The sequence below is a fragment of the Alteromonas sp. ISO5 genome (assembly GCF_058105165.1).
This window is the reverse complement of record NZ_CM176572.1, coordinates 4,846,669-4,858,754: the sequence shown is the minus strand read 5'-3', so window position 1 is coordinate 4,858,754 and position 12,086 is coordinate 4,846,669. Positions and strand designations below refer to the sequence as shown.

Sequence of the window (12,086 nt, the reverse complement as noted above, 5' to 3'; positions counted from 1 at the left end):
GTATGTGGAAAGTGATGTTGAAAGAAATTAAAGAGCTGCTGCGCGACAGAAAAACCCTGTTTTTTATGGTTGCGCTACCGATTCTGGTCTTTCCTTTATTAATCGGTCTGGTGATGTTTTTTGCCGGTAAAGCGGTTGATAAAGCTGAAAACAAGGTGCTCGATTACGCGGTGGTGGGGGCGCAATACGCCCCTGCATTGGTTGACGATTTGGCGGCTTCTGAACTCTTTAATCAGGTCACAATAGAAGAGGGCGAGGATATCGCCGCTTATGTAAAGTCTGAGCAAGCCGACTTTGTGCTGGTTATCCCGGATAATTTTAGTGAGGATGCCCTGCAGAGTGGCCAGATTGAACTGAGCCTCTATTTAAATGATGCTGGCCTCAACATGGTGCGTCGTCGACTTGATAAAATCGTTGATGTTTATGCCGAGCGCAGCCAGCAGAAAGCCTTTGCCTTACTAGATCTGGATGAATCCCAGCAACAGGCGCTTATTGAGCCTATCGTGATTAAAAAAGTCGATGTGGCGGACAAGCGTGAAAACTGGGGTGAAAAAATCGGCGGCATGATCCCGTACTTTATCTTTATGTTGTGTTTACAAGGCGCCATGATCCCGGCGACTGATTTGGGCGCGGGTGAGAAAGAGCGCGGTACGCTGGAAACCCTGCTTATTTCGCCCATCGAACGACACAAACTGGTGCTGGGTAAGTTCCTTACCATTGCGCTGGCAGGAGCCACATCGGCGTTGATCACCGTTTCGAGCATGGCCGTATGGGGGCTGGTAATCAGTCAGGGTATGGCAATTAAAATGGTTAGCGAATTTATGAGCGCCATCAATGCTATCGATTTTGTGTTGATGTTCTTAATGTTAGTGCCGGTGGTGGCGATTTTCTCAGCAGTGCTGCTAAGTTTGTCGATTTATGCCCGCAGCTTTAAAGAAGCGCAGGGGTATATGACGCCGCTGGTGTTTGCCGTCATTGTGCCGGTTATGCTGGCAATGCTACCTGGCGTAGAACTCAAAGGCGGCTGGGCCTGGGTACCATTAACGAATGTAGCCCTGGCCATCAAAGAGCTGATTAAAGGCACCATGGATTACTTCCAGCTGTTTGCTATCTTTTCGTCCACTGCAGTGATTGCCGGCGCACTTCTGTACTTCTGTGTGTTCTGGTTCAACAAAGAAAAAGTTCTGTTCCGGTAACAGTAATTACCCCGGAAGCACCCATCGGGCGCTATCCGGGGCTTCTGTAATAGTCTGCTACTTTCAGATAACCAATAACTCTTGCGCTTTTCTTACATGTCGCCGCACAAAAAACAACCTGATTTGTCGTGCTTTTTATCATCAGGGTTGTAAAGTGAACAGGTTAATAGGACTACTTCTTTTGCTGGCGAGCCAACAGTGCCTGGCCGTTGAGGTTAAACCCGGTGAAATCTATACCGCTGAAACTGAGGTTACATTTTCCCCTCTTGGTTTTACTCTGACCATTCCTGATGCTCAACCTGAAAACAAGCAAGGCTATGTACAAAATGATTACCAGGTGGTTGGGTCTTCTATCCCCCTTATTGTTTCTATCGCCGCTAAAGCGCTGCGTGAAGGTTTGAGCCTGGCTACCATTTTGATGAGTACCAATGTCGACCAGGAAAAGCGAGAAGTGGTAATTCGATTAACCACAGATTTGAGACTTTCCGAACCCGCCGCGCCAGAGCCGGCACAGGATGCTGCAAGCTAGCAGAGCAACATGCAAGGGCGTTATATTGTTCGCTACTACCGGCTCAGGGTATCCTGAAAAGCACGAATTATGGTTATCTAGCGATGGTAGCTTTGCCAGCAGTTTTCACTCAGGCGGCTACAGCATGGACGGCTTCAGTGGTACCGTAAGTGATGGTAATGCAAGCACATGGCAGAACCAGTCAGGCCGGTACATTAGAGCTTAATTTTGCCAATGCTAAGCAGACGGTGTATCAACTTCAGCTACAGGATGATTTGTATCTGAACGGGGCGCAGTGGTTGCGTGGTGAAAATGAGCGCTGCGATTAACATAACAGCGCCGCGTTCTTGCTGGATTACCTGGTAACAGAATACGGATCTTCTGCCAGCAAATAGGCTCTGAGGTCTGATTTATTGGGTTGACTGTTAAGCCATTCACGTAAGGCCTTAAGCTTTTCATAAGTATCGTCACCAAACTTCTCGGCGTATATGGCGCTGAGGTTATTGGCGGTACTTTCTGCTCTTATTTGCTTTTGCCATTGTTGCGTGACCACGTTGTTAAGTGTTCCGGCAATGCCTTCTGCTTTAAGTAAATCCCATTCGCCTTTATCAAGCCAGATACCGCCAACGGAGGCACTGTAGTCAATCCGATGATCGGTACCTGCTGTAATTTTAAACTTGCGCATGATCGCGCCGGTTACCGGGCAGAGCAGCGCTTTTTTGGTGTCTTCGGTGTCTTCACTTACCGTGTGCTCAGCGGGAAACTGAAAGGCGTTGTTTTGCTCCTTCCAGGCAATAAAGTCTTCTACCAGGATCCAGTTTCCACCGCAATCTGAGCAGGTATGAGCGCGAAACATACCATCCAACAAACTTGGCTTCAAGGTACCGGTTTTACATTTTGTACAATACATCCTACATCCTTGTTATGAGTAAACTTGCTTAAAAATAAACCCAGTTGAGTAATGCAATCACGATGGAAGAGTACACAATTGAAATGGGTAAACCAAAGCGAATAAAGTGACTGAACTTATAATTGGCCGCATTAAACACCAGTAGGTTCGTCTGGTATCCGTAGGGCGATATAAAGCTTGCGCTGGCAGCAAAAGCCACGGCTAACGCGAATGGCAGTAACGGCGCGCCGATAATTTCCACCAAACCATAGGCAAATGGGAACATTAATGCGGCAGCAGCGTTATTGGTAACAAACTCAGTGAGTAGCAGGGTGAGCACATACACTACAATTAGTGCCATAAGCCAGTTGGTATCTGCCAGGTAAGGCACCAGTAACTCGGTGCTTAAATCGATGACACCAGACTGTTCCAGCCCGGTAGCCAGTGATAACGCCCCGACGATGACCACAATCAGGTTTAATGGCAGGTTACGTTTGATTTCCCCGTTTGTGGTTACTTTTGCGCCCAGCAGAACAGCGGCGAAAAACAGTAATCCAATGCCAAGCGGCAAGATATCTGTAGCTGCCAGCAACACAGTCAGTAAGAATCCACCCACCGTTATCCACTCCTGAGGGGTGGAAAGCGGCCGCGCGATGCGCTGCTCAGAAAGAATAAAGAAGTTTTTGGAAATATTGTGCCGACTGTGGAAATCCGGCCCCGCGGCGAGTAATAAAAAGTCACCAGCCTGCAGTTTAATTTCTCCCAGCTTGCCGGATAATTGCTCGCCATCACGGCGAATTGCCACTACCGCAGCGTCGAACAGCGCTCTGAAGCCCAGTGCTTTTATCGTCTGGCCAATAATTTGTGCGCGGTTGGAAACGATAACCTCGGTGAGGTTTTCACGCAAAATGCCGTCTGTCTCAGCAAAGGTTTTAAGCCCTTTGATGTGGCTCAGCGTGTCCAGGTTCTTTACATTGCCAGAGAAAATAAGCTTATCATCCGCCTGGATACTTAAGTCAGGACTGACCGGCGTAATGAGCTTGCCCTGACGAACCACTTCAACCAAAAACAATTCCGGCAGATTACGTAAATGATTCTGCTCAACCGTTTTGCCAACCAGTTCTGAATCTTCACTGACTTCAGCTTCAACAATGTATTCCCTGAAATCGCGTTGCTTGTTAGCGATGACCGGTAATAAAGGGGAAAGCATAAACATCAGTAAACCGCAGCTTAAACCTGCGATAAGGCCAAACAGGGTAAAGTCCAGAAAACCAAAACCAGGATGACCATGTTCTTGTAAAAAGCTATCTACGATAAGGTTGGTAGACGTACCAATTAAGGTAACGGTACCACCTAAAATAGCCGCATAGGATAAAGGAATAAGTAATCGGGAAGCAGGGTGGTACTGGTTTTGTTTTACCGGTCCAATCAGGCTGGCCACAATTGCCGTATTATTCAGCAACGCCGACGAGAAAAAGGTAAGGCCAAACAATCGCCAGTATGATTTGGTAAAACTGGCCGTTACCAGTTTTCGGCCCAAACGTTTAATAAAGGCGGTTTTATCAATGGCGCTGCTCACCAGGAGCAACAAAATAAGAGTAATTAAGCCCTTATTGGTTAAGTTATCGAGAATTTGATCAAAGGTAATCTGCTGAGTCGTCAACAGACCCAGCACCGTTAATGCAAATACAGTAGAAGGGCGCTGATTTGTAAAAATCAGCGCCCCGATGGTACCAAAGAAAAACATCAGTACCAGTAGCTGGTTAAGTTCCATCTTGCGAGAACCTGCTCCTACAGTTTGCTAATATCGAGCGCATTCCAGTGAGGGAAGTGCTTACGAACCAACTCGTTAAACTCCAGCTCAAAGGCTGAGAATTCCTGCGTTTTATGTTGCTGGTCCTTGGCGATTTCATCGATGATCATACCTGCACCTACGGTGCCGTTAGTCAGGCGATCAATCACAATAAACGCGCCGGTTGCACGGTTCTTCTGATAATTATCACAAGGTACTGGCTGGGTAAATTTCAGGTCGACTACCGCAATTTCGTTCAGGTTCATGTGTACGCCCTGGGTATGTTCCAGTGTGTTCACATCAATCAGGTGGTCGATTTCCGCTACAGAACCGGATGTCATCTGACTGGCAAATTTAAACAGATACTGTTTGTTAGGCATCATTGGCTCATCCGCCATCCATACCAGATGCGATTTGTACTGAGTACTTAACAGAGGCAGGTTGTCTGATTTAACAATCATATCGCCACGGGAGATATCAATCTCATCTTCCAGCGTTAAGGTGACTGCCAGTGGTGGGTAAGCAACGTCCAAATCGCCGTCGAAAGTCACAATCGATTTCACTTTGGACTTCTTGCCAGAAGGCAACGCGGTAATTTCATCACCAGGTTTAACTGAACCTGATACAACAGTACCTGCAAAACCACGGAAGTCGAGGTTAGGGCGGTTTACGTATTGTACCGGGAAGCGGAAATCATCGGTGTTAGCATCTTTCTGGATTGCGATATTTTCCAGCATGTTCATCAGCGTTTCACCGGCGTACCATGGTGTATGTTCGCTGATGTTAACTACGTTATCACCTTCCAGTGCCGAAATGGGCACAAACTGGATATCGGTGATGTTCAGCTGCTTGGAAAACTCCAGGAAGTCTGCCTGGATGTCTTTGTAAACCTGTTCGGAATAATCCATCAGGTCCATTTTGTTTACCGCAACGATAACATGCTTGATACCTAACAGCGAAGCCAGGAATGAGTGACGACGAGTCTGCGTTTTTACACCGGCGCGGGCATCAACCATCAGAATAGCCAGGTCACAGGTAGAAGCACCGGTTACCATGTTGCGGGTGTACTGCTCGTGTCCAGGGGTATCCGCGATAATAAACTTACGTTTGTCGGTAGAGAAGTAGCGATAGGCTACGTCAATGGTTATGCCTTGCTCACGCTCTGATTGTAAACCATCTACCAATAGCGCCAGGTCAACTTTGTCGCCGGTAGTGCCGACTTTTTTACTGTCCTGGGTAATGGCTGCTAATTGGTCTTCAAAGATCATCTTTGAGTCGTGTAACAAGCGTCCGATCAGGGTACTTTTACCATCGTCTACACTGCCGCAGGTTAAAAAGCGCAGCAGATCTTTTTGTTCGTGTTGTTCTAGGTAAGACAGAATGTCTTCTTTCAATAATGCGTTTTCGTTATTCATGCTTATGCACTCACGAGGAAATAAGGGTTCAACACAGACTCTTTTTGGTTGTAAGTAAGAGCCTCGGCGTCAGCTTTCAGCGGGTCAGCTCCGTCCAGTACGGTAACGTCGGCCCCGGCAGCTAATGCTACCGCGTGTGCCGCGCCGGTATCCCACTCAGATGTTGGGCCTAAGCGTGGGTAAAGGTGAGCTTCACCTTCCGCAACCAGACATAATTTTAAGGAGCTTCCCATGGCAACCAGTTCGGTTTCGCCTTCAAGCTGAGCCAGTAGATTTTGAATTTCAGGACTTTGGTGTGAGCGACTGCCCACGACTTTCCAAAGTTCGCCGGGTTGATGCGGCTTGGCGCTGATTGGGTTTACGCCCTCAGTGGTTTCTGTCCAGGCACCCTGGCCAACGACACCAACGTAAGATTTGTTAAGCGCCGGGGCGTATACCACACCCATGATTGGCTTACCGGCGTCGATCAGTGCAATATTTACCGTAAATTCACCGTTTTTCTTGATGAACTCTTTGGTACCATCGAGAGGGTCAACCAACCAGTATTTATCCCAGGTTTTGCGCTCGTCCCAGCTGATATCCGCTGATTCTTCAGACAGGATAGGTAGCTGTGAAATCGCCTCAAGCCCGACCACAATGCTCTTGTGGGCAGCTAAATCCGCCTCAGTTAAAGGGCTGGTGTCTTGTTTTTCATAGATGGCGAAGTCACGGTCGTAAATGTCCATGATCTTGGCGCCAGCTTCTTTTGCGATGGCGAGCACCTGAAGTGCCAGTGGATCCGTAATCGCCATTATAATAATCCTTTTTCTTCAAGCAGGGTAAACAGGCGCTCTGCAGTCTGTTCCGCCGGTTCATCCTGATACTGCAAATGGACTTCCGGAGACTGGGGTGCTTCATAGGTAGAGTCGATGCCGGTGAAATGCTTAATTTCACCACTGCGGGCCTTTTTATACAGGCCTTTAGGATCGCGCTGCTCGCACACTTCCAGTGGGGTATCCACAAATACTTCGATAAATTCGCCGTTGGCTAACAGGTTACGACAAAAGTCGCGATCGGTCTGAAACGGTGAAATAAACGCGGTTAATACCACCATGCCCGAATCGACAAATAATTTAGCGACTTCGCTGATACGACGAATATTTTCTACCCGGTCTTTATCACTAAAACCCAGATCGCCGCACAGGCCGTGGCGCACATTGTCGCCATCGAGCAGGTAAGTGTGCTTACCCTGTTCGTGGAGTTTTTTCTCCAGCAGGTTGGCCAGGGTCGATTTACCCGAGCCACTTAAACCGGTTAACCACAATACACGCGGCTTTTGGCCAAGGCTTTCGCCGCGAGTCTCTTTATTGATCTCGTGTTGATGCCAGACGATATTAGTAGCCATTAAAAGTAACCTTCCATTTTCTTCTTCTCCATAGAGCCTGCGCTGTCATGGTCGATAACCCGGCCCTGACGCTCTGACGTTTTGGTCAGCAGCATCTCCTGAATGACTTCAGGCAGCGTAGCAGCAGTCGATTCCACCGCACCGGTCAGTGGGTAACAACCCAAAGTACGGAAGCGGACCGATTTCATTTCTGGTACTTCGCCTTCTGCCAGCGGCATACGGTCATCATCTACCATAATCAGTACGCCATCCCGCTTTACAACCGGACGAGGCTTGGCCAGGTACAACTGAGGAATGTCGATATTTTCTTTGTAGATGTACTGCCAGATATCCAGTTCCGTCCAGTTAGACATTGGGAATACCCGAATGCTTTCGCCACGGTTTACCTGAGAGTTATAAATGTTCCATAACTCCGGACGCTGGTTTTTGGGATCCCAGCGGTGGTTGCTGTCACGGAATGAATAAACACGCTCTTTGGCGCGTGATTTTTCTTCGTCACGGCGAGCACCACCAAAGGCGGCGTCGAACTTGTATTTGTTCAGGGCTTGCTTAAGGGCGGCAGTTTTCATCACATCGGTATGCTTGGCACTACCGTGAGAGAATGGGCCCATACCCATATCAACGCCTTCCTGGTTGATGTGTACCAGCAAGTCAAAGCCATACTTTTTAGCCTGCTGGTCACGAAACTCTATCATTTCTTTAAACTTCCACGTGGTATCAACGTGAAGTAACGGGAAAGGAATTTTGCCAGGAGCAAAGGCCTTACGTGCCAAATGAAGTAACACCGAAGAGTCCTTGCCAACGGAATAAAGCATCACCGGATTTTCAAATTCTGCGGCGACTTCACGAAAGATATGGATACTCTCGGCTTCGAGTTGTTTCAAGTGGGTGGTTGACGGGATACTATCAGTCATTTATCGAGTCCGAAGTTGTTTAGGTTTATATACGAAATGATTATATGCATAGAACCCTAGCATATTTAGAAACAAAAGTGCTATGTTATTTTGCTATTTGAAATTACGTTTTTATTCCACTGTAATTTGGCCGTCATAAACCTTGAATTGGAAAAGGGCAGGCAGTAAAGGAACCACATCCTGGAGAGCCTTGATTTGCTTATGATAGCGGCGTTGATCAGGGCGAAAACCTGGCCAGCTGAATGAAAAAACGATTGAACAAAGCAGCAACTCAGGGAGATAAAAAAACCTGAATTGCTGCTCCGATGTGTTGGTTAAATTACATTTTGCTGATGATGCAGGGCGGCTTCAAACTTTTCAAAGGTCTCTTTAACGCTTTCCCGTGGCTGGGTCAGTTTAGACACAACGACTATGGCAAGACTCGATAGAATGAAGCCGGGGACGATCTCATACATCCAGGCACTCAATGATTGGCCACCAATGGTAATCGGCAGGTAAATCCATAACAGCACCGTTACTGCGCCGGTGATCATGCCGGCAAACGCCGCCGCCCGGGTCATATGACGGTCGAACAGGCTGAAGATCACCAGTGGACCAAATGCCGCCCCAAAGCCTGCCCAGGCATTACTGACCAGTGACAAAATAGTGCTGTCGCGGTCATAAGCCAGCGCAATAGCCACTGCCGCCACGACGATGACTGATATCCGTCCGGCGATTACCAACTCTTTCTCTGATGCATCTTTACGCAGAAATACCTGATAAAAGTCGCTGGTCAAAGAGCTTGAGGTCACCAGTAACTGAGAGGAAATAGTACTCATGATGGCCGCCAGAATTGCCGCTAACAGGAAACCACCAATTAACGGGTGGAACAGCAATTGTGAAAGGTAGATAAAAATGGTTTCCGGATCGATGCTAACGCCATCCTGTTGACTCACGTATGCCATGCCGTAAAGGCCGGTAAACAATGCACCGATGATGGACATGATCATCCAGCTCATACCGATACGGCGGGCAACCGGCACATCTCTTACCGAGCGAATTGCCATAAAACGCACAATAATATGCGGCTGACCAAAATAGCCTAATCCCCAGGCCAGCAACGATATAATCCCAACGGTGGAGAGAGCTGTGTTGGTTGAAGCATCGGTAAACAGGGCAAACAGGTTAGGGTTTATATCGGTGATAATGGCATTGGCATTAGATAATCCGCCCAGGTTCATGACCACCACAATGGGTACCAGAATCAGCGACAGGAACATAATACAACCCTGTACAAAGTCGGTCATACTTACCGCCATAAAGCCACCAATCAAGGTGTAAGCCACAACCACTCCTGCGGTTACGTATAGGCCTAATTCGTAACTCAGGTTAAAGGATGATTCGAACAGCTTGCCGCCGGCTACCACACCAGAAGAGGTATACAGGGTGAAAAAGATAACAATAACCACTGAAGCAATAACCCGAAGCATCCGGGAGTTATCCGCAAAGCGGTTTTCAAAATAGTCGGGCAGGGTGATGGCATTATTGGCAATTTCTGTATAAACCCGTAAACGTGGCGCAACCAGTATATAGTTAGCGAAAGCACCGATGGTAAGACCTACTGCAATCCACATGGCTGAGATACCGGCCACATACATAGCGCCCGGCAACCCCATTAACATCCAGCCGCTCATATCCGAGGCGCCGGCCGATAAAGCCGTTACGGCGGGGCCAAGTTTACGCCCGCCCAGCATGTAGCCTTCTACACTGGTGTCGGACTCCTTAAAGCTATACCAGCCGATGCCCAGCATAACCAGAAAATACACTCCTAAAGAAATCATTGTGCCTACTGCCATTAGCGCTCCCTTCTCATTATTGTTTGATTAAAGTGTGCTTTTTACGGAGTAGCGCTGCGTTAGCCGTTTTGCCCCTAAAGCATCTCGTGTTGAGTCACTATAACAGGATGACAGCCAATAGGTAAGGTAAGGGCTTGAAAGCACTTAAGTGAACAAGAGGAATTAATGCAAGTTAGTCGTTTATAGCGATAACTTGATTCAGGTTTGTAAGTTTAATAAGGTTGCGGTGGCTAACGGAGTTATATTTGATAAGACTCTGACTTAAAAAAACAGGATATTCAGTTTACTGAATATCCTGTGGTAGGGTTATAGAGGTTCTCTCTCGAGCCATTTAAGAGTGAGATAAACGGCGGTTGTCGTTGCCCCCGCACTAAAATTCTTCGCAACCATCACTATCAGTCCCTCGGCACCGACTACTTGCTCCACGGTAATGATCACTGCTACCCCTGACAACAAGCTGATAATAACGAAGAATATTTCTTTGCTGAGTTGCATATCAGACTCCAGTCAATCCGGGCAGTTTAATCTGTCCATACAACGTCAAGCAGATAAGCGACAGCGCCGCCAACAGCGCCTACAGCTGCTCCGGCCAGTCCTGCGACACTGCCTGCTACAGCACCGCCGGATGCTGCAGCAGCCAATCCGCCAACTTCAAAGTCGCCCCAGCAGTATTCTTCGCAGCCGCCAGTTACCATCGAGATTTCACTCATTGTTAAAGTTTGCATAGTCAGTTATTCCTTGAGGTTACGCACTGGACATTCAGTGCTATTCTACTATGCCTTAATCAACTATTGCTTAAACTGAACGTCAGCACGGTTTTGTAATTCTCAGACATTCTTGGATGGCGAGGATGGTGAAGCCGGGCAATTCCTGCCCGGCGTTTCAATGTTAAGGTATTTGTCTACGCTGAAAATTTTAAAAATTGTTTAAGTTCTGATTTAAATGCCGGAATATTGGTATCTTTATCACCCACAACCAGGATATTGGTTTTATGCATTGCATAGCTGCTGCCATGATAAACTTCGTCGGCAAAGTCTCTGGTCATAGGCTTATCGTGATCCGGCACCAGGAAAACCGAGATGCGCCCTTCAGGGGTTTCGATAATCAGGTGTAAACTACGAATCGCATCGAGAATGCAGTAATTTGCCGAGGCAATATGACCAATCGAAGTATCGAGTTCAGCACCAAACTGTGCCAGTTTGGCGTTAACTAACTGAGGGGTAATCTCGGTATTGGCGTGGGGTTGCTCAGTCTCTGCGTAGTACATATGCGCTAATGCGGCCTGATCCAGCTGCACATGCTGTTGTTGCCAGGCGGTTAACGCAATCCCAAAGGTAAAGGCGACACTGGCAGCAAGACCAATATACCAACGATTACGGCGTTTTTGCTGATTAAACTCCCGTAACGTTTGCTTGAGGATAAGTCGGTTAGCCAGATCGTCAGGCACGGGCACATGAGCTGCGGTTTTTAATTTCTTATCAAGTTGCTTGATGTCCTGCCAAAATGCATCGTTGTCTGGATTTTGCGCAGCAGCTTCGAGCAAATCTTTCTCGTTATCCGCAGGGTTTGTATAGACTCGGCGGCGAAATTCTAATTCATCCACTATGTAAACCTCTTTGTTGCGACGATGATGTCAGTGCATCCTTTAATTGCGCTCTCGCTCTGAACAACCTTGTCATAACGGTATTTTTATTGAGTTCCAGTTGCTGGGCGATTTCATCGCCACTAAAACCAAATATGATTTGTAACATCAAGGGCTCACGATAATCCGGTGCCAGTTTACCTATTGCCCGTCTTACCTGACGGAGCTCCGCGTCACTATCCTGATCGTCATTTCCAGCAACGGATACTTCGTCAAAGTCGACTAAATCGAACTGCTTGCGTTCGAAGCGCCGGGCGTTTTCCCGTCTCAAAATAGTGATCAGCCAGGATTTTGCGGCTTTTTCATCTTGCAAACTATCCAATGCCCGCCAGGCGCGCAGGAACGTCTCCTGCACAATATCTTCGGCAGTACTCTTATCGTTTGTGAGCCAGTACGCATAGCGATAAATATCACCGTGAAGAGCACGTACCAAAGCGTCGTAGCGGAGCGTTTTTTCTTTCATGATTAACCAGACCTGACATTAAATAAATTAATTTCACAAAAGAATAAA

The 12,086-nt window shown here is 47.5% G+C and carries 14 protein-coding genes; 3 read left to right on the top strand and 11 right to left on the bottom strand.

Annotation, left to right across the window (positions count from 1 at the left end):
• Window positions 1-2: 2 nt before the first annotated feature.
• The 3 genes from AC2T0J_RS22000 (at window position 3) to AC2T0J_RS21990 (ending at window position 2,033) form a co-directional block, all read left to right on the top strand.
• Window positions 3-1,196: an ABC transporter permease gene (locus AC2T0J_RS22000; RefSeq protein WP_489807861.1), complete on the top strand. Its 1,194-nt coding sequence runs from the start codon at window positions 3-5 to the stop codon at window positions 1,194-1,196.
• A 154-nt stretch (window positions 1,197-1,350) separates the two neighbouring features.
• Entirely contained in the window at window positions 1,351-1,725 is a 375-nt protein-coding gene (locus AC2T0J_RS21995) for a hypothetical protein (protein WP_489807860.1), read from the top strand.
• Between the two features lie 158 nt (window positions 1,726-1,883).
• Window positions 1,884-2,033, top strand: coding sequence for a hypothetical protein (locus AC2T0J_RS21990; protein WP_489807859.1), 150 nt, complete (start codon window positions 1,884-1,886; stop codon window positions 2,031-2,033).
• Between the two features lie 26 nt (window positions 2,034-2,059).
• Here the strand turns inward: AC2T0J_RS21990 and AC2T0J_RS21985 are convergent, their stop codons facing one another.
• The 11 genes from AC2T0J_RS21985 to AC2T0J_RS21935 all read right to left on the bottom strand — a co-directional run bounded on the left by AC2T0J_RS21985 (window position 2,060) and on the right by AC2T0J_RS21935 (window position 12,038).
• On the bottom strand, window positions 2,060-2,614 hold the full coding sequence (locus tag AC2T0J_RS21985; RefSeq protein WP_489807858.1) for a zf-TFIIB domain-containing protein: 555 nt from the start codon (window positions 2,612-2,614) through the stop codon (window positions 2,060-2,062).
• Between the two features lie 28 nt (window positions 2,615-2,642).
• On the bottom strand, window positions 2,643-4,367 hold the full coding sequence (locus tag AC2T0J_RS21980) for an SLC13 family permease (RefSeq protein ID WP_489807857.1): 1,725 nt from the start codon (window positions 4,365-4,367) through the stop codon (window positions 2,643-2,645).
• Between the two features lie 17 nt (window positions 4,368-4,384).
• Window positions 4,385-5,800, bottom strand: a complete 1,416-nt coding sequence (gene cysN, locus AC2T0J_RS21975; protein WP_489807856.1) for a sulfate adenylyltransferase subunit CysN — start codon at window positions 5,798-5,800, stop codon at window positions 4,385-4,387.
• Window positions 5,801-5,802: 2 nt separating this feature from the next.
• Window positions 5,803-6,591 (bottom strand): 3'(2'),5'-bisphosphate nucleotidase CysQ, encoded by a 789-nt coding sequence (gene cysQ / locus AC2T0J_RS21970; RefSeq protein ID WP_489807855.1) that lies wholly within the window; start codon window positions 6,589-6,591, stop codon window positions 5,803-5,805.
• A complete protein-coding gene (gene cysC / locus AC2T0J_RS21965; protein ID WP_489807854.1) occupies window positions 6,591-7,184 on the bottom strand; it encodes an adenylyl-sulfate kinase in 594 nt (197 codons plus the stop codon). Before cysC ends, cysQ begins: the two co-directional genes overlap by 1 nt.
• A complete protein-coding gene (gene cysD, locus AC2T0J_RS21960) occupies window positions 7,184-8,098 on the bottom strand; it encodes a sulfate adenylyltransferase subunit CysD (RefSeq protein WP_489807853.1) in 915 nt (304 codons plus the stop codon). Before cysD ends, cysC begins: the two co-directional genes overlap by 1 nt.
• Before the next feature lie 314 nt (window positions 8,099-8,412).
• Window positions 8,413-9,933, bottom strand: coding sequence for a sodium/proline symporter PutP (putP, locus tag AC2T0J_RS21955; RefSeq protein WP_489807852.1), 1,521 nt, complete (start codon window positions 9,931-9,933; stop codon window positions 8,413-8,415).
• Window positions 9,934-10,239: 306 nt separating this feature from the next.
• Window positions 10,240-10,428 carry a hypothetical protein gene (locus AC2T0J_RS21950; protein WP_489807851.1) on the bottom strand — a complete coding sequence of 63 codons (189 nt, stop codon included), beginning with the start codon at window positions 10,426-10,428 and terminating at the stop codon, window positions 10,240-10,242.
• A gap of 26 nt (window positions 10,429-10,454) precedes the next feature.
• The gene (locus AC2T0J_RS21945) at window positions 10,455-10,658 is read right to left on the bottom strand and encodes a hypothetical protein (RefSeq protein WP_489807850.1); all 204 of its coding nucleotides are present in this window, start codon (window positions 10,656-10,658) and stop codon (window positions 10,455-10,457) included.
• Between the two features lie 176 nt (window positions 10,659-10,834).
• Window positions 10,835-11,536, bottom strand: a complete 702-nt coding sequence (locus AC2T0J_RS21940) for a DUF3379 family protein (protein WP_489807849.1) — start codon at window positions 11,534-11,536, stop codon at window positions 10,835-10,837.
• Window positions 11,529-12,038 (bottom strand): sigma-70 family RNA polymerase sigma factor, encoded by a 510-nt coding sequence (locus AC2T0J_RS21935; RefSeq protein WP_489807848.1) that lies wholly within the window; start codon window positions 12,036-12,038, stop codon window positions 11,529-11,531. Before AC2T0J_RS21935 ends, AC2T0J_RS21940 begins: the two co-directional genes overlap by 8 nt.
• Window positions 12,039-12,086 lie beyond the last annotated feature (48 nt).

Bases quoted from the DNA above. Each gene is read 5' to 3' on its own strand.
- AC2T0J_RS22000 (WP_489807861.1), top strand. From the start codon at position 3: ATGTGGAAAGTGATGTTGAAAGAAATTAAAGAGCTGCTGCGCGACAGA.
- AC2T0J_RS21990 (WP_489807859.1), top strand. From the start codon at position 1,884: ATGCAAGCACATGGCAGAACCAGTCAGGCCGGTACATTAGAGCTTAAT.
- AC2T0J_RS21985 (WP_489807858.1), bottom strand. From the start codon at position 2,614: ATGTATTGTACAAAATGTAAAACCGGTACCTTGAAGCCAAGTTTGTTG.
- AC2T0J_RS21980 (WP_489807857.1), bottom strand. From the start codon at position 4,367: ATGGAACTTAACCAGCTACTGGTACTGATGTTTTTCTTTGGTACCATC.
- cysN (WP_489807856.1), bottom strand. From the start codon at position 5,800: ATGAATAACGAAAACGCATTATTGAAAGAAGACATTCTGTCTTACCTA.
- cysQ (WP_489807855.1), bottom strand. From the start codon at position 6,591: ATGGCGATTACGGATCCACTGGCACTTCAGGTGCTCGCCATCGCAAAA.
- cysC (WP_489807854.1), bottom strand. From the start codon at position 7,184: ATGGCTACTAATATCGTCTGGCATCAACACGAGATCAATAAAGAGACT.
- cysD (WP_489807853.1), bottom strand. From the start codon at position 8,098: ATGACTGATAGTATCCCGTCAACCACCCACTTGAAACAACTCGAAGCC.
- putP (WP_489807852.1), bottom strand. From the start codon at position 9,933: ATGGCAGTAGGCACAATGATTTCTTTAGGAGTGTATTTTCTGGTTATG.
- AC2T0J_RS21950 (WP_489807851.1), bottom strand. From the start codon at position 10,428: ATGCAACTCAGCAAAGAAATATTCTTCGTTATTATCAGCTTGTTGTCA.
- AC2T0J_RS21945 (WP_489807850.1), bottom strand. From the start codon at position 10,658: ATGCAAACTTTAACAATGAGTGAAATCTCGATGGTAACTGGCGGCTGC.
- AC2T0J_RS21935 (WP_489807848.1), bottom strand. From the start codon at position 12,038: ATGAAAGAAAAAACGCTCCGCTACGACGCTTTGGTACGTGCTCTTCAC.